Source organism: Plantibacter sp., from assembly GCF_059073635.1.
Window position 1 is genome coordinate 154,938 of sequence record NZ_JCACOF010000009.1, and the last position, 23,652, is coordinate 178,589.

The 23,652-nt window shown below is 68.3% G+C and carries 19 protein-coding genes, 7 tRNA genes and 1 pseudogene; 21 read left to right on the forward strand and 6 right to left on the reverse strand.

What is annotated here, in order from left to right; genetic code table 11:
• Nucleotides 1-45: 45 nt before the first annotated feature.
• On the forward strand, nt 46-2,472 hold the full coding sequence (locus AC5JOC_RS10715) for a phosphoketolase family protein (protein WP_494246434.1): 2,427 nt from the start codon (nt 46-48) through the stop codon (nt 2,470-2,472).
• Here the strand turns inward: AC5JOC_RS10715 and AC5JOC_RS10720 are convergent.
• On the reverse strand, nt 2,469-3,350 hold the full coding sequence (locus AC5JOC_RS10720) for an ADP-dependent NAD(P)H-hydrate dehydratase (protein ID WP_079705906.1): 882 nt from the start codon (nt 3,348-3,350) through the stop codon (nt 2,469-2,471). The genes AC5JOC_RS10715 and AC5JOC_RS10720 overlap by 4 nt on opposite strands.
• Complete coding sequence (locus AC5JOC_RS10725; protein WP_124769327.1) at nt 3,337-4,077, reverse strand: histidine phosphatase family protein; 741 nt, start codon at nt 4,075-4,077, stop codon at nt 3,337-3,339. The genes AC5JOC_RS10720 and AC5JOC_RS10725 overlap by 14 nt, the downstream gene beginning before the upstream one ends.
• Before the next feature lie 165 nt (nt 4,078-4,242).
• On the opposite strand from AC5JOC_RS10725, the gene AC5JOC_RS10730 reads away from it, so the two are divergent.
• Entirely contained in the window at nt 4,243-5,883 is a 1,641-nt protein-coding gene (locus tag AC5JOC_RS10730) for an MFS transporter (protein ID WP_494246435.1), read from the forward strand.
• Between the two features lie 45 nt (nt 5,884-5,928).
• Here the strand turns inward: AC5JOC_RS10730 and AC5JOC_RS10735 are convergent.
• Nucleotides 5,929-6,001: transfer RNA gene (locus AC5JOC_RS10735), tRNA-Val, on the reverse strand.
• Nucleotides 6,002-6,169: 168 nt separating this feature from the next.
• On the opposite strand from AC5JOC_RS10735, the gene AC5JOC_RS10740 reads away from it, so the two are divergent.
• The 7 genes from AC5JOC_RS10740 (at nt 6,170) to AC5JOC_RS10770 (ending at nt 7,661) form a co-directional block, all read left to right on the forward strand.
• Nucleotides 6,170-6,241: transfer RNA gene (locus tag AC5JOC_RS10740), tRNA-Gly, on the forward strand.
• 60 nt (nt 6,242-6,301) lie between these two features.
• Nucleotides 6,302-6,372: transfer RNA gene (locus AC5JOC_RS10745), tRNA-Cys, on the forward strand.
• Between the two features lie 59 nt (nt 6,373-6,431).
• Nucleotides 6,432-6,506 (forward strand) — tRNA-Val (locus AC5JOC_RS10750).
• Nucleotides 6,507-6,645: 139 nt separating this feature from the next.
• On the forward strand, nt 6,646-7,185 hold the full coding sequence (locus AC5JOC_RS10755) for a hypothetical protein (RefSeq protein WP_494246436.1): 540 nt from the start codon (nt 6,646-6,648) through the stop codon (nt 7,183-7,185).
• A gap of 184 nt (nt 7,186-7,369) precedes the next feature.
• A tRNA-Gly gene (locus AC5JOC_RS10760) sits at nt 7,370-7,441 on the forward strand.
• Between the two features lie 56 nt (nt 7,442-7,497).
• A tRNA-Cys gene (locus AC5JOC_RS10765) sits at nt 7,498-7,568 on the forward strand.
• A gap of 21 nt (nt 7,569-7,589) precedes the next feature.
• A tRNA-Val gene (locus tag AC5JOC_RS10770) sits at nt 7,590-7,661 on the forward strand.
• 96 nt (nt 7,662-7,757) lie between these two features.
• Here AC5JOC_RS10770 and AC5JOC_RS10775 read toward each other — a convergent pair.
• Nucleotides 7,758-8,441 carry a lysoplasmalogenase gene (locus AC5JOC_RS10775; RefSeq protein WP_161578516.1) on the reverse strand — a complete coding sequence of 228 codons (684 nt, stop codon included), beginning with the start codon at nt 8,439-8,441 and terminating at the stop codon, nt 7,758-7,760.
• 193 nt (nt 8,442-8,634) lie between these two features.
• On the opposite strand from AC5JOC_RS10775, the gene thrS reads away from it, so the two are divergent.
• From thrS to AC5JOC_RS10835, 12 genes and pseudogenes are all read left to right on the forward strand, one after another.
• A complete protein-coding gene (gene thrS, locus AC5JOC_RS10780) occupies nt 8,635-10,557 on the forward strand; it encodes a threonine--tRNA ligase (protein WP_199862131.1) in 1,923 nt (640 codons plus the stop codon).
• Complete coding sequence (locus AC5JOC_RS10785; RefSeq protein WP_079705911.1) at nt 10,554-11,114, forward strand: HIT family protein; 561 nt, start codon at nt 10,554-10,556, stop codon at nt 11,112-11,114. The genes thrS and AC5JOC_RS10785 overlap by 4 nt, the downstream gene beginning before the upstream one ends.
• A 98-nt stretch (nt 11,115-11,212) precedes the next feature.
• Nucleotides 11,213-12,118, forward strand: a complete 906-nt coding sequence (pdxS, locus tag AC5JOC_RS10790) for a pyridoxal 5'-phosphate synthase lyase subunit PdxS (RefSeq protein ID WP_079705912.1) — start codon at nt 11,213-11,215, stop codon at nt 12,116-12,118.
• Nucleotides 12,119-12,148: 30 nt separating this feature from the next.
• A complete protein-coding gene (pdxT, locus tag AC5JOC_RS10795) occupies nt 12,149-12,745 on the forward strand; it encodes a pyridoxal 5'-phosphate synthase glutaminase subunit PdxT (RefSeq protein WP_274499931.1) in 597 nt (198 codons plus the stop codon).
• A gap of 99 nt (nt 12,746-12,844) precedes the next feature.
• Nucleotides 12,845-13,606 (forward strand): YebC/PmpR family DNA-binding transcriptional regulator, encoded by a 762-nt coding sequence (locus tag AC5JOC_RS10800; protein WP_079705914.1) that lies wholly within the window; start codon nt 12,845-12,847, stop codon nt 13,604-13,606.
• A 96-nt stretch (nt 13,607-13,702) separates the two neighbouring features.
• Nucleotides 13,703-14,335, forward strand: a complete 633-nt coding sequence (ruvC, locus tag AC5JOC_RS10805) for a crossover junction endodeoxyribonuclease RuvC (protein WP_064293815.1) — start codon at nt 13,703-13,705, stop codon at nt 14,333-14,335.
• Nucleotides 14,332-14,958, forward strand: a complete 627-nt coding sequence (gene ruvA / locus AC5JOC_RS10810) for a Holliday junction branch migration protein RuvA (RefSeq protein ID WP_064293816.1) — start codon at nt 14,332-14,334, stop codon at nt 14,956-14,958. Before ruvC ends, ruvA begins: the two co-directional genes overlap by 4 nt.
• A pseudogene (ruvB, locus tag AC5JOC_RS10815) lies at nt 14,955-15,987 on the forward strand (Holliday junction branch migration DNA helicase RuvB). Before ruvA ends, ruvB begins: the two are co-directional and overlap by 4 nt.
• A gap of 72 nt (nt 15,988-16,059) precedes the next feature.
• Entirely contained in the window at nt 16,060-16,443 is a 384-nt protein-coding gene (locus tag AC5JOC_RS10820; protein ID WP_085510869.1) for a preprotein translocase subunit YajC, read from the forward strand.
• A gap of 64 nt (nt 16,444-16,507) precedes the next feature.
• Nucleotides 16,508-18,259, forward strand: coding sequence for a protein translocase subunit SecD (gene secD / locus AC5JOC_RS10825; protein WP_071260131.1), 1,752 nt, complete (start codon nt 16,508-16,510; stop codon nt 18,257-18,259).
• Nucleotides 18,259-19,299, forward strand: a complete 1,041-nt coding sequence (gene secF, locus AC5JOC_RS10830; RefSeq protein ID WP_086473302.1) for a protein translocase subunit SecF — start codon at nt 18,259-18,261, stop codon at nt 19,297-19,299. The genes secD and secF overlap by 1 nt, the downstream gene beginning before the upstream one ends.
• Before the next feature lie 48 nt (nt 19,300-19,347).
• A complete protein-coding gene (locus AC5JOC_RS10835; RefSeq protein ID WP_079705918.1) occupies nt 19,348-21,603 on the forward strand; it encodes a RelA/SpoT family protein in 2,256 nt (751 codons plus the stop codon).
• Here AC5JOC_RS10835 and AC5JOC_RS10840 read toward each other — a convergent pair.
• On the reverse strand, nt 21,590-22,267 hold the full coding sequence (locus tag AC5JOC_RS10840) for a hypothetical protein (protein WP_124769335.1): 678 nt from the start codon (nt 22,265-22,267) through the stop codon (nt 21,590-21,592). The two genes, AC5JOC_RS10835 and AC5JOC_RS10840, sit on opposite strands and share 14 nt — an antisense overlap.
• Before the next feature lie 94 nt (nt 22,268-22,361).
• Complete coding sequence (locus AC5JOC_RS10845) at nt 22,362-23,591, reverse strand: DUF349 domain-containing protein (RefSeq protein ID WP_369808437.1); 1,230 nt, start codon at nt 23,589-23,591, stop codon at nt 22,362-22,364.
• Nucleotides 23,592-23,652 lie beyond the last annotated feature (61 nt).

Consider the following 23,652-nt stretch of genomic DNA (forward strand, 5'->3'; position numbering starts at 1 on the left):
CGCACCACCCTGGCCTCCGGTCGCTCGACCTGGGATCGTGGAACGATGACGCACAACGCACGGGACGGGTCGACGACGGACAGCTGGCGGTCTCGCGGCACGAGCGAGCCGGTGTCCGAGCGGAGCATCGAACAGGTCGACGCCTGGTGGCGCGCCGCGAACTACCTGTCCGTCGGGCAGATCTACCTGCTCGACAACCCGCTCCTCCGCCGCCCGCTCGAAGCCGTTCATGTGAAGCGCCGGCTCCTCGGCCACTGGGGGACCGCTCCGGGATTGAATCTGACGTACGCGCATCTCAACCGCGTGATCGCGGAGCGCCACCAGTCGGCGATGTTCATCGCCGGGCCCGGGCACGGCGGGCCGGCGATCCTGGCGAGCGCCTACCTGGACGGCACCTACAGCGAGATCTACCCGGACGTCGCCGAGACCGAGGCCGGGTTGACCCGGTTCTTCCGTCAGTTCAGCTTCCCCGGCGGGGTACCGAGTCATGCGGCGCCCGAGACACCCGGCAGCATCCATGAGGGTGGCGAACTGGGGTACGTCCTGAGCCACGCGTACGGCGCGGCCTTCGACAACCCAGATCTCCTCGTCGCGGCGGTCGTCGGCGACGGTGAAGCGGAGACCGGACCGCTCGCGACCAGCTGGCACTCCAACAAGTTCATCGACCCGGTCCAGGATGGCGTCGTCCTGCCCATCCTGCACCTGAACGGCTACAAGATCGCGAACCCGACGGTCCTGGCGCGCATCCCACGCTCCGAACTCGAGAGTCTCCTGCGCGGATACGGACACGAACCGTTCTTCGTCGAGGGCGGGTTCGACGGCGAGGATCCGATGGAGGTCCACCGCAGGTTCGCCGAGGTCCTCGACGTCGTGCTCGACCGCATCGCGGCCATCAAGTCCCGGGCCGCCGCCGGAGACACCGGACGGCCGGTGTGGCCCATGATCGTGCTGCGCACACCGAAGGGCTGGACCTGCCCGGAGGTGATCGACGGCGTCCGGGTCGAGGGGACGTTCCACGCGCATCAGGTCCCGCTCGCCGACGCTCGGGACACCGAGGAGCACACGCGGATCCTGGAGTCCTGGATGCGGAGCTACCGGCCTGAGGAGCTCTTCGACGAACATGGTGCGGTGGTTCCGCTCGTGCGGGAACTCGCTCCGCTCGGGGAGGCCCGGATGAGCGCGACCCCGCACGCCAACGGAGGTCTGCTGCGCACGGAACTCGACCTCCCCGCGATCGACGACGCCGCCGTCGTGGTGGACGCCCCGGGTGGTCGCGACGCCGGGGCGACGGGTGTCCTGGGGTCGTGGCTCACGGAGGTGATCCGGCGTAACCCGACCACCTTCCGGATCTTCGCTCCCGACGAACTCGCCAGTAACCGACTCCAGGCGGTCTTCGAAGTGACCGAACGGCAGTGGAACGCCGAGACCGTCCCGGGCGACGAGCATCTCGCCCGCGCCGGCAGGGTCATGGAGATGCTCAGCGAGCACCAGTGCCAGGGCTGGTTGGAGGGCTACCTGCTCACCGGTCGGCACGGCCTGTTCACCTGCTACGAGGCCTTCATCCACATCGTCGACTCCATGTTCAACCAGCACGCGAAGTGGCTGAACGGTTCACGTGAGTTGCCGTGGCGGCGCCCGGTGGCGAGCCTCAACTACCTCCTCACGAGCCACGTCTGGCGTCAGGACCACAACGGCTTCAGCCACCAGGACCCCGGGTTCATCGACCACGTCGTCAACAAGAAGCCCGATGTCATCCGGGTGTATCTGCCGTTCGATGCGAACACCCTCCTGGCCGTCTCGGAGCACTGTTTGCAGAGCACGGACGAGATCAACGTCATCGTCGCGGGCAAGGACCAGGAACCCGTGTGGCTCGGCATCGACGACGCTCGCGCGCACTGCGCCCGCGGGCTCGGCATCCTGCCCTTCGCCGGTTCAGAGCGTGCGGGGGAGCGCCCGGACCTCGTCATGGCCTGTGCCGGGGATGTCCCCACGCTCGAGACGCTGGCCGCCGTGAGTATCCTGCGCGAACGCATCCCGGAGCTGTCCGTCCGGGTCGTGAACGTGGTCGACCTCATGCGACTCATGAGCGAGGATCAGCATCCGCACGGCCTCTCCGACGCCGAGTACGACAGCGTGTTCACGACGGACCGTCCAGTCGTCTTCGCCTACCACGGGTACCCGTGGCTCATCCATCGGCTGACGTACAAGCGCCACGGGCACGATCAGCTGCACGTCCGCGGGTACCTCGAGAACGGGACCACCACGACACCGTTCGACATGGTGATGCTCAACGAGATCGACCGGTTCTCGCTCGTGTGCGACGCGATCGACCGGACGCCGGGGCTCGGCGAGCGGTTCGCGGGTCTCCGTCAGGAGATGCAGGACGCCCGGGTCCGAGCCCGAGCGCACACCAGGGAGTTCGGCGAGGACGCACCCGAGATCACCGGCTGGCGCTGGCCCGCTGTCGGTTAGGACCGCCCCGTGACGGGTCGCCCGAGCTCTCGGAGGAGCGTCGGGAACTCGTCCGCGAACTCGCGGGCGAGGGCTCCGAGGGGGCCGATCCGGTCGGCGAGCCGATCGCCGGAGGCGGCGTGCAGCACGGTACCCCAGCAGCTCGCCGCGAGCGCGGAGAGTCCGCGTGCCGCGAGCCCGGCGATCGCACCGGCCAGGACGTCACCGCTCCCCGCCGTCCCGAGGGCCGGACTCCCGCCGGGCGCGATGAAGTCCCGCTCACCGTCGGAGACCCTGCCCTGACAGGTGACGACGGCTCCGAACCGTCGCGCCAGCTCGAGCGCCGCCGTGTCCGGGTCGGCCTCGTCCACGTCGAGGAGGATCGCGGCCTCGGCCACGTTCGGAGTGAATACAAGGCGGCCCTCCAGCCCCTTCGAGAAGTCGGGAGCGTGTGACAGGGCACCGAGCGCGAAGGCGTCGAGGACCACGACGGTGTCGGCGCCAAGGAGCGGGCGCACACCGTCGAGGAGTGCCACGGCTTCGTCCGCGTCGTCGAGGCCAGGACCGAGCAGCAGACAGTCGACGTCCAGGACGTCCTCGAGGGGGCCGGCCCCGTCACCCCGGACGGCTCCGCCGCTGGTCTCCGCCAACCCGATCACGCCTGCCTCCGGGAAGGCGATCGCGAGTGGGGACGCTGCCGACGCACCGACCGCGAGCGTGATCCGACCCGCGCCGACCCTGAGAACGGCGAGGCCCGCCAAGGCGACCGCCCCGGGCGTCATCCGCGCGCCGCCGACGACGAGCACCGACCCACGATCGTCCTTCGACGATCCGGGATCGGGGAGTGGCCAGTCGGCGAGGACCTCGGGCGTGAGCGTGGTGGGGTCAGCTTCGGACATCGTTCGCCCCCGAGTGCTCGGTGACCGGAACCTGCGCCTGCTGCAGGTGCGCAGTCGCATTCGCCGCCCGCGCCTTCCACGCCCGTCCGTCGTGGACGAGGTGGGTGAAGGACGCGTTCGGCGTCGGACGGAGAGCGGCCTCCTCCAGGACGCGACGCTCGTCCCACCCCTCGCAGATGTAGCGGAAGAGCGAGATGACGGCGTCGTGACAGACCACCAGGGCCCGCGTGCGGTCGGTGTGCCGGTCCAGGTCGCCGATGAACGAGCGGAGGCGGAGGGCCACGTCCGTCCAGGCCTCACCTCCTGGCGGTCGATAGTAGAACTTGCCGAGGAACCGTCGTCGAGCGGCCTCTTCCGGGAACTCGGCGTCGACGCCGATCGAGGTGAAGGTGTCGAGGATACCGAGTTCGCGATCACGCAGCCGCTCGTCGACGACAGGACGAAGCTCATCGGCGTCGAGCGCTGCGGCCCGAAGGGCGACCACGGCCGTCTCGTGCGCTCGCCGATAGGGCGAACTGAACACGATGTCCGGCCGGTCGGCGGGTGTGAGGGCCGCGAGACGTCTCCCCACCGCAGCCGCCTGCTCGAGCCCGAGTGCTGAGAGCGGGACGTCGGCGTCACGGCTCGGAACGGCGATGCGGTGGGATTCCGAGCGATCGGCTTCGAGTGCGGCGACGTTCCCGGCGCTCTCACCGTGGCGGACGAGGATCAGTTCCGTGATGGCCATGGATCCACGGTAGCCAGCACGATTCGGCGGCCGCAGACCTTGACGATTCGACGATGATCCTCCATGGAGCGACGCCGGCGGCCGTCCACGCGACGGTGATGCACAGTTCGATGATTGCGACAAACCGACGATGCCCCGGTCGCGACGGCGTCCTATCGTTCGACCATGTCGTCACCCTCCGCAGTTCCATCGTCGCAACCGTCAGCATGGGCTCCCATGGCGATCACCGCCTTCAGGGTGCTGTGGTTCGCCCAGCTCGGGAGCAACATCGGCACCTGGATGCAGACCGTGGGGGCCCAGTGGGTCCTGGTCGAGGCCGCCGCCGGCGCAGCGGTCATCGCGCTCGTGCAGACCGCGAGCCTCGCGCCCGCCATCCTGGTCGCCCTGCCGGCAGGGGTCCTCGCCGACTCGCTCGACCGGCGACGGCTGCTCATCTGGGGATCGGCGGCGAGTGCGGTCCTCGCGGCCGGACTCACCGTCGTGGCGTGGATCGGCGCGCTGTCGCCGTGGACGATCCTGGCCTTCACCTTCCTGCTCGGCATCACCTCCACCCTGACCTCACCCGCATGGCAGGCGATCCAGCCGGAGCTCGTGCCGCGCAACCTGATCGCGGCTTCGTCGGCGCTCGGTGGTGTCACCGTGAACGGAGCCCGCGCGGTCGGTCCCGCCCTGGCCGGCGTCGTCCTGTCGGCCTTCGGAGCCCCCGTCGTGTTCGGTGTCAACGCGCTGAGCTTCGTCGGGGCCGTGATCGCCCTCATCTGGTGGAAGCGGCCGGCGCAGACCGGTCTCGACGACCGCGAGCCGTTCGGGGCGGCGTTGCGAGCGGGGGTCCGGTACGTCGTGTCCGCGCACCTCGTCCGCCGGATCCTGCTGCGTTCCGCGCTCTTCGCCCTGCCGGCCAGCGCGCTCTGGGCGCTGCTGCCCCTCACCGCGAAGCGACTCCAACTCGACTCGAGCGGCTACGGCGTCCTGCTCGGCGCGCTCGGCGTCGGCGCGGTGCTGGGCATCTTCGCCCTGCCGCTCGCTCGCCGTCGGTTCTCAGACAACCTCGTCATCGCGGTGAGCGCGGTCCTCTTCGCGACGGGGTCGCTCGCAGCGGCTGTCCTGCCCGTCGTCCCGACGCTGGTGCTCCTGGTCCTCGCGGGGCTGGCCTGGATCGGCACGCTGACCGTGCTGAACGCCGCCCTGCAGCTCACCCTGCCGCAGTGGGTGCGATCGCGTGGCGCGTCGATCTACATCCTCGTCTTCATGGGGGCGATGGCCATCGGCTCGACCGGCTGGGGCATCGTGGCGCAGTGGCTCGGGACGTCGCTCGCCTACAGCGCTTCGGCCGTCCTGCTCCTGCTGGTGGCGGCCAGTGTGCGGGTGCTGCCCCTGCTCCCCGGAACAGGGACCGTCGACCGCAGCATCTCGATGTCCTGGCCCACACCCACGCTCGTGTTCGAGCCACAGCCGACCGACGGGCCGGTCCTCGTGCAGATCTCCTACACGGTCCATCCCGACTCGCTCGCGGCGTTCCAGAAGGCCATGGGCCATGTCGAGTCCTCTCGTCGCCGGACCGGTGCCTCGAGATGGGCCCTGTACCGGAGCGGCGAGGAGTCCGACGTGCAGTTGGAGACCTTCATGGTGCCGTCGTGGGGCGAGTTCCGACGACAGGAGACGCAGCGTCTGACCGGCCGCGACCGCGACATCCGCGCTGCAGCGCTGGCCCACGCCGACGGTGCACCCGTCGAACGACACTTCTTCCCGAGTGATGCCCGCCGGACCGGTTCTGCCAGGGCGGAACGTCCTGATCTCGCGGAGTGAGTCGCAGCCGTGGAGGTGGAACAACCCGGGCGATGGTGAATGATGTGGGCGATACCGGACTCGAACCGATGACCTCTTCCGTGTGAAGGAAGCGCGCTACCAACTGCGCCAATCGCCCGCAGGTCGTCCGCACCGGAGAGGTGCCGAACAGCCGCGAGTCACGATACTAGCCGATGCCGGGGGACGAACGCACATCCGCACCGCTGTCGACCCAGTACGCGCGCCGGTTTGAACATCGGTCCCGGTTTCGGCTAGAGTCGTTCGAGCACGCAGTGATGCGGGCAATGCGGATGTGGCGCAGTGGTAGCGCATCACCTTGCCAAGGTGAGGGTCGCGAGTTCGAATCTCGTCATCCGCTCGAGTGTCAGTGGTGTTGTTCCGGCAGGAATCCTACTCGGCAGTGTGTTCGGTCACACATGGTGGCGTGGCCGAGAGGCTAGGCAGCGGCCTGCAAAGCCGTCCACACGGGTTCGAATCCCGTCGCCACCTCACCTCAGCAACACAGTTCCACCAGCAACATCCCGGCGTCGTGTTCACACACGCCACCCGGGCGATTGGCGCAGCGGTAGCGCGCTTCCCTGACACGGAAGAGGTCACTGGTTCGATCCCAGTATCGCCCACCACAGAAAGCCCCCGGACCCCCGGGGGCTTTCGTCGTTCGAGCACATGCAGGCAACGCAGGGGGACCATGCTTCAGCGAGTCATGGCGGAGACCACCGGGCCGCAGCGGCGCTCGTCGCCATCGCGCGACGGACGTGTGGCATGAGCCGCATCGGCGATTGGTGGCGGTCGAGCAACGCGAAACCGCGACGGCATCCCACGGACCCGGGCCACGCCGCCGTCCCGTACCCGGCGCTCAGCCGGTCGGGCCGGGTGGCGTTCGCCCAGTGCGAGCAGTACCTCCTCCGTGAGATCGTCGAGGCCAGAGCGTGGGGACGACAGGTCGCCAGCCGCGGTGACACGCCCGACACCAACGGTTGGCTCGTCATGCCCGGTCGGACGCACTCCTCCCTGATGGACGACTCGAGGGGCATGGGGGCGATGCCGGCGGTGATGGACTCCGTTGTCCAGTGGCTCGCGGACGCCGGGGCGATCCGCCCACTCTCGGAACACACGCGGCGGGCCATCGCGGCATCGAACGCCGAGGAACGGCTCCGCGATTACCCGGAGTACCACCCTGACGGCGACGGCCGGCGCACCTGGGACGACGATGTCTGGGAGGTGGAGCCGATTCGGATGCTCCAGATCTACCCGCACCTCGCCGATGCGAACGACGACTGGAGCCAGCAGGCGCGCCGGTGAGTGGCTCCACCCACTGCCCAGCCACGTACCGTCCCACCGCCTGGCCGACGCGCCGAGGAAGATGGATTTTCAGCCCGATTTTCCGCGGAACATCAAGGGTTGGGCCGACTCGCCCGCGCCGAGGTGTCAACGAGCGCCCTCAACATCGGCTAGAGTTTCCAAGCACCCGGAAACGGGATGCAATGCGGATGTGGCGCAGTGGTAGCGCATCACCTTGCCAAGGTGAGGGTCGCGAGTTCGAATCTCGTCATCCGCTCGAGTGTCAGTGAGAACGTGCAAGCGTTCCGCTCGACAGTGTGTTTCATCACACGTGGTGGCGTGGCCGAGAGGCTAGGCAGCGGCCTGCAAAGCCGTCCACACGGGTTCGAATCCCGTCGCCACCTCGCTGGCAACACCACTCACCTGGGCGATTGGCGCAGCGGTAGCGCGCTTCCCTGACACGGAAGAGGTCACTGGTTCGATCCCAGTATCGCCCACAGGAACACGAAGGGCCCGAGCGAACAGCTCGGGCCCTTCGTCGTTGCACAGACCACCTCTTGCGCAGACCACCCGTCGCACGCCCGAACGTCCGTTCAGACGGCGAGGACCGCCCGCTCCCGGCGACGCAGGACCTCCGCGACGCCCCACACGATGAGGCCTTGGCCCGCGGCGTACGTCGCCATGATGATCTCGTCTGCCGCCCAGATCGTCACTGCAGGCACGAAGCGGTCGAGCCCGATCAACGAGTCGGAGACGAGGAACAGCGCACCGCCCACGGCGATCGTCGGCGTCGTCATCGTGGAAGACGCCGCCATGGCCCCGATCACGACGGCATAGACGACGACCGCCGGATACAGCGCCCCCATGTCCTGCTGACTGAGGAGCGCGATGCCGGCGACGAGCCACACCAGGTACACGAGCGCCCAGACCGGCGGACGGTTCCTGATGCGCAGATGCCGCACGAAGAGCACGACATAGCCGGCCTGAGCGAGCATGAAGAACAGGATCCCCACGCCGAACGCGAGTTCGCCCGGAACCATGAGGGCGACGTCGCCCAGCCAGCTGCAGAGGATCGCGACGAGCGCCGTGACCGCAGCGGCCGACAGTCGTCGGACCGACCACACGAGCGCCAGCGCGAGGACCAGCATGATGAACGGCTTGGTGAGGAGCGACAGCCACTCCTGACCGGAGGCGAGGGCGATGATGTGCACGAGCGCGACCACGGGCAGCGCGGCGAACAGCGCCGTCGCAGCCCCGCTCCTCTGCACAGCCGTCATCAGCGCCACCCCCGTCACGTCGTAGGCCTTCACTCTAGCGATGCGGCCGAGCACGAACCACGGCCGCCGACCGACGGCAGCGTCTCCTCGTCGTGGACGACGATAGGCTTGCACGGCCAAGGTTTCACCTGAGAAAGAGAGATCATCCGTGAGTGACGGGTTCGCACTGTTCACCGACCGATCCGTGGTCGCCATGCGCGTCAACGGCGAACTGAAGGACCTCGCCGCCACGGTGACGGAGACGGACACCGTCGAGCCGGTGCACCTCGACTCGCCCGACGGTCTCAACATCCTCCGCCACTCCGCAGCCCACGTGCTCGCGCAGGCCGTGCAGCAGGTCGACCCGCACGCGAACCTCGGCATCGGCCCGCCGGTCACCGACGGCTTCTACTACGACTTCGACGTCGCCGCACCGTTCACGCCTGAGGCGCTCAAGGTGCTGCAGAAGACGATGGACCGCATCATCCGCCAGGGCCAGCGCTTCGTGCGACGCGTCGTCACCGAAGACGAGGCTCGCGCGGAACTCGCGGGGGAGCCCTACAAGCTCGAGCTGATCGGCCTCAAGGGCGGATCGGCAGCCGACGACGAGAACGTCGAGGTGGGCGGCGCGGAGCTGACCATCTACGACAACGTCGACCCGAAGACGGGGGAGACGGTCTGGAAGGACCTCTGCCGCGGTCCACACCTGCCGAACACGCGCATGATCGGCAACGGCTGGGCCCTGACGCGTCTCGCCGCGGCGTACTGGCGGGGGAGCGAGAAGAACCCGCAGCTGCAGCGGATCTACGGCACCGCTTGGGCGACCAAGGATGAGCTGCGCGCCTACCAGACGCGGATCGAGGAGGCGGCCAAGCGCGACCACCGCAAGCTCGGTGCCGAGCTCGACCTCTTCAGCTTCCCCGAGGAGATCGGCTCGGGTCTCGCGGTGTTCCACCCCAAGGGCGGCATCATCCGCAACGAGATCGAGAACTACATGCGCGAGCGCCTGCTCGCTTCCGGCTACGAGCTGGTGAACACCCCGCACATCACGAAGGGGCACCTGTTCGAGGTCAGCCAGCACCTGGCCTGGTACAAGGACGGCATGTTCCCGGCGATGCACCTCGACCAGGAGGTCGACGCCGACGGCCACGTCACCCGTCAGGGCCAGGACTACTACCTGAAGCCCATGAACTGCCCGATGCACAACCTGATCTACCGGGCTCGAGGGCGCAGCTACCGCGAACTGCCGCTGCGACTCGCCGAGTTCGGCACGGTCTACCGGTATGAGAAGAGCGGCACCCTCTCCGGGCTCACGCGCGTCCGTGGCCTCACGCAGGACGACGCCCACATCTACGTGACCGACGACCAGGTCAAGGACGAGGTCGGCCGCCAGCTGCAGTTCGTCCTGGAGACCCTCCGCGGCTACGGTCTCGACGACTTCTACCTGGAGCTCTCGACGAAGGACCCCGACAAGTACGTCGGCACCGACGAGGTCTGGGACGAAGCGACCGAGACCCTCCGGCAGGTGGCGGTCGAGTCCGGTCTCGAGCTCGTCCTCGACCCCGCTGGCGCAGCCTTCTACGGTCCGAAGATCTCGGTGCAGGCGCGCGACGCGATCGGTCGGACGTGGCAGCTGTCCACCGTGCAGCTCGACTTCAACCTGCCCGAGTTGTTCGAGCTGGAGTACACGGCCGCGGACGGCACGCGCAAGCGTCCGGCGATGATCCACCGCGCACTCCTCGGCTCGATCGAGCGCTTCTTCGCGATCCTGCTCGAGCACTACGCGGGTGCCTTCCCGGTGTGGCTCGCCCCTGTGCAGGTCGTCGGCATCCCCGTCTCCGAGCAGTACGAGGAGTTCCTCGGCGGAGTCGTCGCCGAGCTGCGCTCGTCCGGGGTCCGTGCAGAACTCGACGCCTCCGACGATCGGATGCAGAAGAAGATCCGCAACCACACCAAGGCGAAGACCCCGCTGCAGCTGATCGTCGGCGAGGAGGACCAGGCCAACGGCGCGGTGAGCTTCCGATTCCGCGACGGCACTCAGGAGAACGGTGTCCCCGTCGCCGACGCCGTGCGCCGGATCCGCGCCGCCATCGCCGCGAAACTGCAGGTGAACACCGCAGCGGATCTGCCGGCATGACCCCGGGCACCGAACCGGAGTCGTTCGAGTCGATCGACACCTCCCACCTGGTGGGCGTCCCGGACGCGTTCCAGCGTCTCTGGACGCCCCACCGGATGGTCTACATCAAGCAGGGCCAGCCATCCGACGACGGTTGTCCGTTCTGCATCGCGCCGACGCTCGACGACGAGTCAGCGCTCATCGTGCATCGGGGCGAGCACGCCTTCGTGCTGCTGAACCTCTTCCCGTACAACTCCGGGCACCTGCTCGTCTGCCCGTACCGCCACGTCGCGATGTACGACGACGCGACGACGGAGGAGGTCGCCGAGATCGGCGCCCTGACGCAGACGGCGATGCGGGTCGTCCGGTCCGTCTCGAGGAACGACGGCTTCAACCTCGGCATGAACCAGGGTGCCGTGGCCGGCGCCGGGATCGCGGCGCACCTGCACCAGCACATCGTGCCGCGCTGGGCGACGGACGCCAACTTCTTCCCGATCATCGCCCAGACCAAGGCGCTCCCGCAGCTGCTCGGCGATGTCCGACAGGCGATCGCGGACGCCTGGCCGACCTCGGCCTGATCCGTCGTGGGCCGGTCCATCTGGACCGGTCCACCCAAGTCCAATTTCCGGCCTGTGGACGGAGCACCGTCAGGCCACCCGGCGGTACGCTCGCCATCATGACCGAGAGCAGCACGACCACTGGACAGCACGGCTCGAACCGCGTGAAGCGCGGACTCGCGGAGATGCTCAAGGGCGGCGTCATCATGGACGTCGTCACCGCCGAGCAGGCCCGTATCGCGGAGGACGCCGGGGCCGTCGCCGTGATGGCCCTCGAGCGCGTCCCGGCGGACATCCGGTCCCAGGGCGGCGTGGCTCGCATGAGCGATCCGGACCTCATCGAATCGATCATCGCCGAGGTGTCCATCCCCGTCATGGCGAAGGCTCGCATCGGACACTTCGTCGAAGCCCAGGTCCTCCAGGCGCTCGACGTCGACTACATCGACGAGTCCGAGGTCCTGAGCCCGGCCGACTACGTGAACCACATCGACAAGTGGGGCTTCGACGTGCCGTTCGTGTGCGGCGCCACCAACCTGGGAGAGGCGCTGCGGCGTATCAACGAGGGTGCCGCGATGATCCGCTCGAAGGGCGAGGCCGGCACCGGCGACGTGTCCGAGGCGACGAAGCACATCCGCAAGATCCGCTCCGAGATCGCGCACCTGTCGTCGATGTCGAAGGACGAGCTGTACGTCGCGGCGAAGGAGCTCCAGGCCCCGTACGACCTCGTCGTGGAGATCGCCGAGACCGGCAAGCTCCCGGTCGTGTTGTTCACCGCCGGGGGTGTGGCGACGCCGGCCGACGCCGCGATGATGATGCAGCTGGGTGCCGACGGCGTGTTCGTCGGATCCGGCATCTTCAAGTCCGGCAACCCGGCTCAGCGGGCGGCGGCCGTCGTCAAGGCGACGACCTTCTTCGACGACCCTCAGGTCATCGCCGAGGTCTCCCGCGGTCTCGGTGAGGCGATGGTCGGCATCAACGTCGCCGACCTCGCGGCACCGCACCGCCTCGCCGAGCGTGGCTGGTAGCCCCGCGTCCGCCCTGAACCAGGTGACGTCGTGACCGGGGCGGCACGCGTCGGCGTCCTCGCCCTGCAAGGGGACTTCCGCGAGCATGCGGCCGTCCTCACCGGCCTCGGGGCGGACGTCAGCCTCATCAGGCGCCCCTCGGAACTGACCGGCATCGACGGACTCGTCCTGCCCGGCGGGGAGTCGAGCGTGATGGACAAGCTCGCTCGCTCCTTCGACCTCGCCGGACCGTTGCGCGAAGCGATCACCGCCGGGTTGCCCGTGTACGGCACCTGCGCCGGGCTCATCCTCCTGGCGGACCGGATCCTCGACGGGATCGCCGGCCAGCAGAGTCTCGGCGGACTCGACGTCTCGGTCCGGCGCAACGCCTTCGGGTCGCAGCTCGACTCCTTCGAGACGGACCTGTCGATCCCGGTCCTCGGCGACCCGCCCGTGCACGCCGTGTTCATCCGCGCACCGGTGGTCGAAGCCGCCGGTCCGGCGGTGACACCCCTCGCCTCGCTGCCCGACGGTCGGATGGTCGCCGTCGAGCAGGGGAACCTGCTCGGCACGTCCTTCCACCCCGAGGTCACCGGCGACACCCGTTTCCACGCCTACTTCCTCGACAAGGTCGAGCGATCCCGCTGAAGCGCTGGCGCCCGGTCCCGCGGCCCGTCCCGGCGTGATCGCGAGTTCCGGGCCGCTGGCCTAGACTGGTCAGGTTCTTTTCACGCAGTTAGGGAGCACATGTCCGGACACTCCAAGTGGGCGACGACCAAGCACAAGAAGGCGGTCATCGACGGCCGTCGCGCGAAGTCGTTCGCCAAGCTCATCAAGAACATCGAGGTCGCGGCCAAGATGGGCGGCGCAGACCTCGCGGGCAACCCGACGCTGCAGGACGCCATCCAGAAGGCGAAGAAGACCTCGGTCCCGAACGACAACATCGACCGCGCCGTCAAGCGCGGTGCCGGCCTCACCGGTGAGGTCGTCGACTACACCACGATCATGTACGAGGGCTACGGGCCGAACGGCGTCGCCCTGCTCGTCGAGTGCCTCACCGACAACAAGAACCGTGCAGCAGCCGATGTCCGGACGCTGATGTCCCGCAACGGCGGCACCATGGCCGACCCTGGCTCCGTCGCTTACAACTTCCAGCGCAAGGGCCTCATCGTCGTCCAGGCCGAGGGCACCACCGAGGACGACGTCCTCGGCGCCGTCCTCGATGCCGGCGCAGAAGAGGTGAACACCGAGGGTGAGACCTTCGAGGTCGTCACCGAGCCGAGCGACATGGTCGCGACCCGGACCGCCCTGCAAGAGGCCGGTATCGACTACGACTCCGCCGACGTCGCCTTCGTCCCGAACCTCAAGGTCGAGATCGACGCCGACACGGCGCGCAAGGTCTTCAAGCTCATCGACGCCCTCGAGGACAACGACGACGTCCAGAACATCTACAGCAACTTCGACCTCACCCCCGAGGTGCAGGCCGAGTTGGAGGCCGACGACGAGTAGTCCGGCGTCCGTGCCGAGCGGAGCTCGTTCGAACGGATGTACGACACTCCGTCCTCGCGGAGTGCTGGGCGCATCGCCCGCGCTTAGGGTCGGAGCATGACTCTGCGCGTCCTCGGCATCGATCCCGGCCTGACCCGATGCGGGGTGGGGGTCGTCGACGTCCTGCCGGGACGGCAGGCCACGATGGTCGAGTACGGCGTCATCCGGACGGATGCGCACGCCCCACTCGAGCAGCGACTCCTCATGATCGCGCAGGGCATCGCCGAGGCGATCGAGCGCACCTCGCCGACCGCGATGGCCGTCGAGCGGGTGTTCGCGCAACACAACGTCCGGACGGTCATGGGCACCGCTCAGGCGAGTGGGCTCGCCCTGCACGCTGCGGCCGCGAACGGGATCCCCGTCGGCCTGCACACCCCGAGCGAGGTCAAGGCCGCGGTGACCGGCTACGGACGAGCAGACAAGCTCCAGGTGCAGACCATGGTCGCGCGGATCCTCGGTCTCGACGAACTCCCGAAGCCCGCTGACGCCGCAGATGCGCTCGCGCTCGCGATCTGCCACGCCTGGCGACCAGTCGTGTCGACTGCGGCGACACCCGTCGGCGCACCTCCGCAGGGGAGTGGAGCACTCACCCCGGCCCAGCGTGCGTGGGCGGCTGCGGAACGCGGCGGCGCTCCGCGCGAGGCGGCCGTCCGGGCCCGGGCAGCGCGGAGCCCTAGGCTGGAAGCATGATCTCCTCCCTCCGCGGCACCGTCCTGAGCGCGGTCGGCAACCTCGTCGTGATCGAGGTGGGCGGCGTCGGATTCGCCGTCCAGGTCACGCCGGCCCATGCCCTCTCACTCCGGGTCGGCACCGAAGCACTCCTCTCGACGACACTGATCGTGCGGGAGGACTCGCTCTCCCTGTTCGGGTTCCGATCCGCCGAGGAGCTGTCCGTGTTCGAGCTCCTGGTGAGCGTCACCGGGGTCGGCCCGAAGTCGGCACTCGGCGTCCTGGAGGCGCTGACGCCGGAGCAGATCGCCGCCGCCATCTCCGCGGACGACGACGCCCCGTTCCGGAAGGTCTCCGGGATCGGGCCGAAGACGGCGAAGCTCATCACCGTCTCGCTCGCCGGAAAGCTCCGCGTCACCAGGACGACGCCTGAAGCTCCGGCGACCACCGTGAACGCGGCAGCGATCGCCGATCAGGTCGTGACGGCGCTCATCGGGCTCGGTTGGCCGGAGAAGACGGCGACGCAGGCGGTCGTCGAGGCCTCCGCCTCCGCGAGTGCGGACGACCTCTCGACCGTGCCGTCGCTCATCCGCCTGGCCCTCGGCAGACTCGGCCCGGCGCACGCCGGAGGCCGTACCTCGTGACGGACGCTCCAGAAGACCTCACCAATCCAGCCGCCGAGTCCGATGCGGAACTGGCGTTCGAGGGGGCGCTCCGTCCGCGGTCGCTCTCCGAGTTCGTCGGTCAGTCCAAGGCGCGCGGTCAGTTGCAACTCCTGATCACGGCCGCCGGGATGCAGAACCGCACCCCCGACCACATCCTGCTGGCCGGCCCACCTGGGCTCGGCAAGACGACCCTCGCGATGATCGTCGCGCACGAGACGGGGAAACCGCTCCGGCTCACGAGCGGTCCGGCCATCCAGCACGCCGGCGACCTCGCCGCGGTCTTGTCGTCGCTGACCCCGGGTGAGGTCCTCTTCATCGACGAGATCCACCGCATGGCCCGCCCTGCGGAGGAGATGTTGTACCTCGCCATGGAGGACTTCCGCATCGACATCATGGTGGGCAAGGGTGCCGGCGCGACGAGCATCCCCCTCGAGCTGGCGCCGTTCACCCTGGTCGGGGCGACCACCCGGTCCGGTCTGCTGCCGAACCCGCTCCGCGACCGCTTCGGGTTCACCGCCCACCTCGAGTTCTACGACGAGCCGGAACTGCAGCAGGTGCTGCACCGCACCGCCGACATGCTCGGGCTCGACATCGACGGTCGGGCCGTCGCCGAGATCGCCGGACGCTGTCGGGGTACGCCGCGCATCGCCAACCGACTCCTCCGCCGGGTCAGGGACTACGCGCTCGTGCACGGTGGCCGCGCCGACCTGGAGACCGTCCAGTGCCGCGCTCGAGCTCTACGACGTCGACGCCCTCGGTCTCGACCGACTCGACCGGTCGGTCATGGAAGGCATGCTCGACCGCTTCGCCGGAGGCCCGGTCGGGCTCAGCACACTCGCGGTCTCGGTCGGCGAGGAAGCGGAGACGATCGAGTCCGTCGTCGAGCCGTTCCTCGTCCGGATCGGCCTCATCACGCGCACGCCACGGGGCCGCGTGGCGACCCCGGCCGCCTGGCGGCACTTCGGCAGAACACCTTCTCAGCATGGCTCGACCCTCGATGGCCTATAATTTCCCTTTGGCGGTGCGTTCCCAACGTCTCCCGCCCTCAATCTCCTCTGGAAGGTTCCCATCGTGGATGCAATGACCCTCGTCCTGTTCGGCCTCGCCGGCGTCATGATCGTGTTCATGATGGTGAGCAACAACAAGCGGAAGAAGCAAGCCGCGGTGACGGAGCAGAAGCTCGTCCCCGGCGCCGAGGTGCTCACCGGCTTCGGTGTCTACGGCACCCTCATCTCGATGGACCGCGACTCCCGCAAGGCCGATGTCGAGATCGCCCCCGGCGTCATCGTCACCATCGACCCCCGCTACGCGGGTGCGGTCGTCGCACCGACGGTCGCCGAGACCGCCGAGGAGGCCCCCGTCGTCGAGTCGATCCCCGACGACGCCTCCTCGCTCGACCTCTCCAAGCCCGAATTCGGCCAGCGCGTCGAGGACACCTCGAAGCCGCAGAAGAGCGACGACTAGTCCCAACCCCTTCCCGGGTGGTGGCCGTCGTGCCACCGCCGGCAGAGAAAGCTGAGTTCCGAGTTTGGCAAAGTCGACTCCGGTCAAGAAAGCGTGGCGTTCGCTCACCTGGCTTGGCGTAATCCTCATCGGTTTGTTCGCGATCAACGCGGCCGGGGTCCTCTGGGGGAACAGCTCATGGGCGCCCAAGCTGGCCCTCGACCTCGAGGGCGGCACCCAGATCATCCTCGCGCCGAAGCTGGAGTCCGGCCAGACGGTCTCCAACGAGCAGCTGAACCAGGCCGTGGCGATCATCCGCCAGCGCGTCGACGCGTCCGGCGTGTCGGAGGCGGAGATCACGACGCAGGGTCAGAACGTCGTCGTCTCGATCCCGGGAACCCCCGACGAAGCGACGCTGAACCGCATCGAGAGCTCCGCGAAGCTCGAGTTCCGTCCGGTCCTCACCTCGCAGCAGCTGACTCCCGGTCAGCCGTCCAACACCTTCATCGGTGAGGACGGCGCCTCGACCCCGTATCCGACGCCGGATCCGGGCCTCGAGAGCACGCCGACCGCGTCGCCGACGAACGCGAGCGACCTGTCGCAGGTGACGCCCGCGCTGTACGCCGCCTTCCAGGCCTACGACTGCGCCGCGAACGCGGACTCGCTCGACGCCACCGCAGCGCCCGCTGCCGAGCCGCTCATCACGTGCGACGTCGACGGCACCTTCAAGTACGTCCTCGGCCCGGTCGAGGTGTCCGGAGAAGACCTGTCCGACGCGAGCGCCGGCATCAAGACGACGTCGTCGGGTGCCAGCACGGGCGAGTGGGCGGTGTACCCGGTCTTCAACGAGAAGGGCACCGCGCTCTTCGCCGACGTCACCGGCCGCCTGACCTCGCTGCAGAGCCCGCAGAACCAGTTCGCGATCGTGCTCGACGGCAACGTCATCTCCGCACCGCAGTCGCTCGCCGTCATCTCGGACGGCAAGCCGGAGATCAGCGGCTCCTTCACCGAGGAGTCCGCCAAGACCCTCGCCGACCAGCTCAAGTTCGGCGCCCTGCCGATCAGCTTCGTCGTGCAGAGCCAGGACACCATCTCGGCGACCCTCGGTTCGACGCAGCTGGAGAGCGGCCTCATCGCCGGTCTGATCGGGCTCATCCTGGTCGTCATCTACACGCTGTTCCAGTACCGGCTCCTCGGCACCGTGACCATCGCCTCGCTCGTCGCGGCAGCGGTGCTCACCTATGTGGTGATCCTGCTGATGTCCTGGCGTCAGGGCTTCCGGCTCTCCCTCGCCGGGATAGCAGGCCTCATCGTCGCGATCGGTTTCACCGCGGACTCGTTCATCGTGTACTTCGAACGCATCAAGGACGAACTCCGCGACGGCCGCGGTCTGGAGTCCGCCGTCGAAGCCGGCTGGAAGCGCGCCAAGCGCACCATCTACGCGGCGAAGGGTGTCAACCTCCTGTCCGCCGTGGTGCTGTACGTCCTCGCGATCGGCAACGTCCGCGGCTTCGCCCTCACCCTCGGCGTGACCACGATCATCGACGTCATCGTCGTGCTGCTGTTCACCCACCCGATGATGCAGCTCCTCGGCCAGACGAAGCTCTTCAACAGCGGCAAGCCGTTCACCGGTCTCGACCCGTCGGCGCTCGGCGCCATCTACCGTGGTCGTGCAGAGTTCCGGAAGCCCGTCTCGGTGCCCGGCGCCAAGGCCGCGTCCAGCAGCCGTGAGGCGGCCAAGCGCCAGACGATCGCCGAGCGCAAGCAGGCGGCCCTCGTCGGAGGCGGCTCCGACACCAGAGCAGACGATCTGCCGACCGATGGGAAGGACTCCTGATGGGTGCGTTCGCACGGTTCGGAAACGAGCTCTACACCGGGAAGCGCTCCTACGACTTCGTCGGCAAGCGCAAGATCTGGTACACGATCGCCATCATCGCGGTCGTCCTCTCGGTGTTGATCCCGGTCGTCAAGGGCGGATTCAACTTCGGCATCGAGTTCCGCGGTGGTTCGCAGTTCCAGATCGCCGACGTCAAGAGCACCGATCAGACGCTGGCCGAAGACGCGGTCGCGTCCGTCGTCAGCGGCGCGACCACCCACGTGACCGTCGTGGGCGGCAACTCGGTCCGCGTGCAGACCGACCAGCTGAAGAACGACAAGGTCACCCAGCAGGTGTCGGCAGCCTTGGCCGAGGCCTACGGCGTCGAACAGTCCGACATCACGAGTTCGTTCATCGGCCCGTCATGGGGTCAGGACGTCTCCAAGCAGGCGATCGTCGGCCTCATCGTGTTCCTCGTGCTCGCGGCGATCCTCATGGCCCTGTACTTCCGCACCTGGAAGATGTCCGCGGCCGCGCTGCTCTCCCTCATGCACGACCTCATCATCACGGCCGGTGTCTACGCCGCGACGGGCTGGGAGATCACGCCGGCCGCCATGATCGGTTTCCTCACCATCCTCGGGTTCTCGCTGTACGACACCGTCGTGGTGTTCGACAAGATCCGCGAGAACACGACGCTCGACGCCGACGGCGCGGCCCGGACGTTCGGGGAGTCGGTCAACCTCGCGGTCAACCAGACCCTGGTGCGCTCGATCAACACCGGCGTGGTGGCGGCGCTCCCGGTCGCGGCGATCCTGTTCTTCGGTGCCTTCGTCCTCGGTGCCGACACGCTGCGCGACATCTCGCTCGCTCTGCTCGTCGGTATCCTCGTCGGCACGTACTCGACGATCTTCGTCGCCGCACCGCTCTACGCGAACTTCCGGCACAACGAGCCCCGCATCGCCAAGCACGACAAGCGCGTGCTGCAGGCGCGCGAGCGCGCTCAGACCTCGGATGACGCCGAGGGCGAACGCACGGAAGCAGACGCGCCGCTGGCGCGTTGACCCTGACAGCGACCGACAACCGCGTGCACGAGCGCAGGGAGGCCTGAGATGGCGGACACCACGACATCCTCGACGGCCTCCCTGCGCCGTCTCGTCCCACGGATCTTCTCGAAGGCGCAGCCGGCCGGCGCCGTCGACACCCTGATGCGGACGGTGCGGCAGCACCATCCCAAGGCCGACCTGGCGCTCATCGAACGTGCGTACACGGTCGCCGAGCGGGCCCACTCCGGCCAGAAGCGCCAGAGCGGCGAGCCGTACATCACGCACCCGGTCGCCGTCTCCCAGATCCTGGCCGACCTCGGCATCGGACCGAAGACGATCGTCGCCGCCCTCCTCCACGACACCGTCGAGGACACCGACTACTCGCTCGACCAACTCCACGCGGACTTCGGCGACGAGGTCGCCATGCTCGTCGACGGCGTCACGAAGCTCGACAAGGTCAAGTACGGCGACAGCGCACAGGCCGAGACGGTCCGGAAGATGATCGTCGCGATGTCGAAGGACATCCGCGTCCTCATCATCAAACTCGCCGACCGGCTGCACAACGCCCGGACCTGGGGATTCGTCCCGGCCGAGAAGGCGGCGAAGAAGGCCACGGAGACCCTCGAGATCTACGCACCGCTCGCGCACCGCCTCGGGATCCAGGCGATCAAGTGGGAGCTCGAAGACCTGTCCTTCGCCGTGTTGTACCCGAAGCTCTACGCCGAGATCGAATCGCTCGTCAAGCAGCGGACGCCGCAGCGCGAGGAGTACGTGCAGCACGTCATCGACGCGGTGAACGAGGATCTCAAGGCGCAGAAGATCCGCGGCAAGGTCGCCGGTCGTCCGAAGCAGTACTACTCGATCTACCAGAAGATGGTCGTCCGCGGCCGCGAGTTCGACGACATCTACGACCTCGTCGGCATCCGTGTCCTCGTCAACTCGCTCCGCGACTGCTACGCGGTCCTCGGGTCGATCCACGCGCGGTGGACCCCCGTCCCGGGGCGCTTCAAGGACTACATCGCCACGCCGAAGTTCAACCTGTACCAGTCGCTGCACACCACCGTCGTCGGACCGGGCGGGAAGCCCGTCGAGATCCAGATCCGTACGAACGAGATGCACCAGCGGGCCGAGTTCGGTGTCGCCGCGCACTGGAAGTACAAGGAGCGGATGAACAGCGGGAAGACCGCGTCCTCCGCCGAGCCCGACAGCTCGATGGCCTGGCTCGCCCACATCTCCGACTGGCAGGCGGAGACGGCGGACCCGGGGGAGTTCCTCGACTCGTTGCGGTTCGAGATCGGTGCGAAGGAGGTCTACGTCTTCACCCCGAAGGGGCGTGTCGTCGGCCTGCCCGCCGGCGCGACGCCGGTGGACTTCGCCTACGCCGTCCACACGGAGGTCGGCCACCGGACGATGGGCGCTCGGGTCAACGGGCGGCTCGTGCCGCTGGAGAGCTCGCTCAACACCGGCGACGTGGTGGAGGTCTTCACCTCGAAGAACCCCGATTCCGGTCCGAGCCAGGACTGGTTGAACTTCGTCAAGAGCCCTCGGGCGCGGAACAAGATCCGCCAGTGGTTCACGAAGGAGCGACGCGACGAGGCCATCGAGCAGGGCCGTGACGCGATCGCGCGGGCGATGCGCAAGCAGAACCTGCCGCTCCAGAAGCTCATGAACCAGGACTCGTTCGCCGAGGTCGCGGCGCAGCTGCGCTACGAGGACGTCACGGCGCTCTACGCGGCCGTCGGCGAGGGCCACGTCTCGACGCAGTCCGTGCTCGAGAAGGTGGTCGCGCTCCTACAGAAGGACGCCGACAGCGAGCACGCCGAGTACACCGTCCCGGTGCGCGGGAGCCGCCGTGAGCGGCTGCAGAACAGCGACTCCGGGGTCCTCGTGCTCGGTGCTCCCGACATCCTGGTCAAGCTCGCGAAGTGCTGCACCCCGGTGCCGGGTGATGAGATCGTCGGGTTCGTCACGCGGGGCTCCGGCGTCTCCGTCCACCGTTCGGACTGCCACAACGTCCAAGGCCTCCTGCAGGAGCCCGAGCGCATGATCGATGTGGAGTGGGCGCCGTCGTCGAAGAGCGTGTTCCTCGTCCAGATCCAGGTCGAGGCACTCGATCGAGCTGGACTGTTGTCGGATGTGACGCGGGTGCTGTCCGAGTACCACGTCAACATCCTGTCGGCGACGGTGAACACCTCGAGCGACCGCCTGGCCATCAGCCGCTTCGTGTTCGAGATGGGCGACACCACCCACCTCGACCGGGTGCTGAACGCGGTCCGGCGGATCGACACCGTGTACGACGTCTACCGGGTCAACGGCGGCTGAGCGGGAGCGACCAGGACGCCAGTTCGCTCCGAGTCGGCTCGAGGCCGGGGAGCATCACCTCGGTGGCACTCGACACGACACGGACGATCCGTGTGCCGCCGAGGACCCGCGGGACGGAGCGGACCCAGGCGACGACCTCCTCAGGGCTGGTGAGCCCGAGCAGGAAGTAGTTGCGGATCGTCGTCATGGCCTCCTCAGCTTCGGCCCCGGTGCGCCGTGCCAGATCCGCGACCGTGCGCGTGGGGGTCGTGACCCGCAGTGCGCCGCACCGCTCGCTGTCGTCGGGGCGGAGTGACACCTGACGCAGACGCAAGCGGGGCGAACGCGCGCTTCGCCGTTCCATCGACACGAAGCCCGTGTGGACCCTCGGTGCGATGAGCGCCGCGCCGTGCAGCCAGGCGGCACTCGTCTCAGCGATGACCGCGCCGGCCAGCCCGGGCAGCTGTTCGAGGACCGCCGCGCGCAGCCTGACGGTGTCGGGTTCGTCGACACTGCAGTAGCCGTCTTCGAAGGCGAAGAGCTCGCCGTCGAGCCGCGCGGCGGCGAGCTCGGCGACGGAGAGCTCAGGTGGCTGGAGGTAGGCGGGGAGGCGGCTCGTGGAGGCCGAGGGATCCGTCGCGCAGTCTGGCTCGATGGGGGAGGACGTCTGGAGTGCCGTGGACATACGACGATCCTCCTGCAGCCGTCCGGCAGCAGGAGGATCGTCGACGGATCTGTGGAGAACCGCGACCGTCACGCGGTTGGTGGAGCGGATCCGCCTAGCGGATCGCCCCGAGCCACGCCTTGCGTGCATCCAGCGCCTCGATGGCCGCGGTGAGCCGGTCGGCGTCACCCGAGGCTCGTGCAGCCTCGACCTCGTCCTCGAGCTTGGCGATGGCGTCGGCGAGCTGGCTCGCGAGCCCCTCGGTGCGCGCCTTCGTCTCGGGGTTGTTGCGCTTCCAGTGCTCGTCCTCGAGCTGCTTGACGTGGGTCTCGATCTTGCGGAGACGGTCTTCGACGACGCGGACCTGCTCGCGCGGGACCTTGCCGATCTCGTCCCACCGACGCTGGATGTCGGTGAGCGCCTTGCGCGCCGAGTCCCGATTCGTGTCGGCCAGGATCGGCTCGGCATCCGCCAACACCGCGAGCTTCAAATCCAGGTTGCCCTGGAACTCCTCGTTGTCGCGCGCGTCGATCTCGGCCTTCGCGCCGTAGATCGCGTCGCCCGCGGCCTTGAACTTCGCCCAGAGTGCGTCATCCTGGCGCTTCCCGGCACGCGGGGAGGCCTTCCACTCGTCGAGCAGGCTGCGGTAGGCGGGGATGCCCTCGGCGCCCTTGGCGATGAGGGCCTCGGCGCGCTCGACGAGCTTCTGCTTGATCGCGCGTGCTTCCTTGTGGACCGAGTCCAGCTCCGTGTAGAACGCACGACGGTGCTGCTCGATCGTCGCGCGCGCCGTCCGGAACCGCTTCCAGAGGTCGTTGGCGTCGTTCTTCGCGAGACGCGGACCGTCGTGCTGCTGGCGCTGCCACTCGGCGAAGAGTTCGTCGAGTCGCGCCGAGGTCTGCTTCCACTGCACCCGTGCCGGATCCTGCTGCGCGAGCTGCTCGGCCTCCTCGACGATCGCGAGACGCGCACGTGCCGCTTCCTCGAGGGCTGCCTTGGTCTCCTGGCTCTGCGCCTCGGTCAGCTCGCTCACGGTGCCGTCGAGCGCCGCGAGGCGGGTCAGGAGCGCCTGGAGGTTGCCGACCGCGTTGGCGGACTCGACCTGCTTGGTGATCGACTTCACGGCCTTCGCGACGTCCGTCGCCGGCGCACCACGCTTCGCGCGCTGCTCGAGGAGCGTCACCTGTCCGGCGAGGTCCGTGAACTTGCGCTCGAAGTACGCGAGCGCCTCCTCCTTGGAACCGTCGGGGTACTGTCCGACCGCTCGTTCACCGTCGGCCTCACGGACGTAGACGGTGCCGTCGTCGTCGACACGGCCCCACGGTTCGATCTCTGGACTGGTCACGCGCATCACCCTTGCTGTGTGTTGACCGCCGTTCGTGGCGATCGTGATCGATCCACAAGCC

Bases quoted from the DNA above. Each gene is read 5' to 3' on its own strand.
- AC5JOC_RS10715 (WP_494246434.1), top strand. From the start codon at position 46: ATGACGCACAACGCACGGGACGGGTCGACGACGGACAGCTGGCGGTCT.
- AC5JOC_RS10720 (WP_079705906.1), bottom strand. From the start codon at position 3,350: ATGTCCGAAGCTGACCCCACCACGCTCACGCCCGAGGTCCTCGCCGAC.
- AC5JOC_RS10725 (WP_124769327.1), bottom strand. From the start codon at position 4,077: ATGGCCATCACGGAACTGATCCTCGTCCGCCACGGTGAGAGCGCCGGG.
- AC5JOC_RS10730 (WP_494246435.1), top strand. From the start codon at position 4,243: ATGTCGTCACCCTCCGCAGTTCCATCGTCGCAACCGTCAGCATGGGCT.
- AC5JOC_RS10755 (WP_494246436.1), top strand. From the start codon at position 6,646: ATGAGCCGCATCGGCGATTGGTGGCGGTCGAGCAACGCGAAACCGCGA.
- AC5JOC_RS10775 (WP_161578516.1), bottom strand. From the start codon at position 8,441: ATGACGGCTGTGCAGAGGAGCGGGGCTGCGACGGCGCTGTTCGCCGCG.
- thrS (WP_199862131.1), top strand. From the start codon at position 8,635: ATGCGCGTCAACGGCGAACTGAAGGACCTCGCCGCCACGGTGACGGAG.
- AC5JOC_RS10785 (WP_079705911.1), top strand. From the start codon at position 10,554: ATGACCCCGGGCACCGAACCGGAGTCGTTCGAGTCGATCGACACCTCC.
- pdxS (WP_079705912.1), top strand. From the start codon at position 11,213: ATGACCGAGAGCAGCACGACCACTGGACAGCACGGCTCGAACCGCGTG.
- AC5JOC_RS10800 (WP_079705914.1), top strand. From the start codon at position 12,845: ATGTCCGGACACTCCAAGTGGGCGACGACCAAGCACAAGAAGGCGGTC.
- ruvC (WP_064293815.1), top strand. From the start codon at position 13,703: ATGACTCTGCGCGTCCTCGGCATCGATCCCGGCCTGACCCGATGCGGG.
- ruvA (WP_064293816.1), top strand. From the start codon at position 14,332: ATGATCTCCTCCCTCCGCGGCACCGTCCTGAGCGCGGTCGGCAACCTC.
- AC5JOC_RS10820 (WP_085510869.1), top strand. From the start codon at position 16,060: ATGACCCTCGTCCTGTTCGGCCTCGCCGGCGTCATGATCGTGTTCATG.
- secF (WP_086473302.1), top strand. From the start codon at position 18,259: ATGGGTGCGTTCGCACGGTTCGGAAACGAGCTCTACACCGGGAAGCGC.
- AC5JOC_RS10835 (WP_079705918.1), top strand. From the start codon at position 19,348: ATGGCGGACACCACGACATCCTCGACGGCCTCCCTGCGCCGTCTCGTC.
- AC5JOC_RS10840 (WP_124769335.1), bottom strand. From the start codon at position 22,267: ATGTCCACGGCACTCCAGACGTCCTCCCCCATCGAGCCAGACTGCGCG.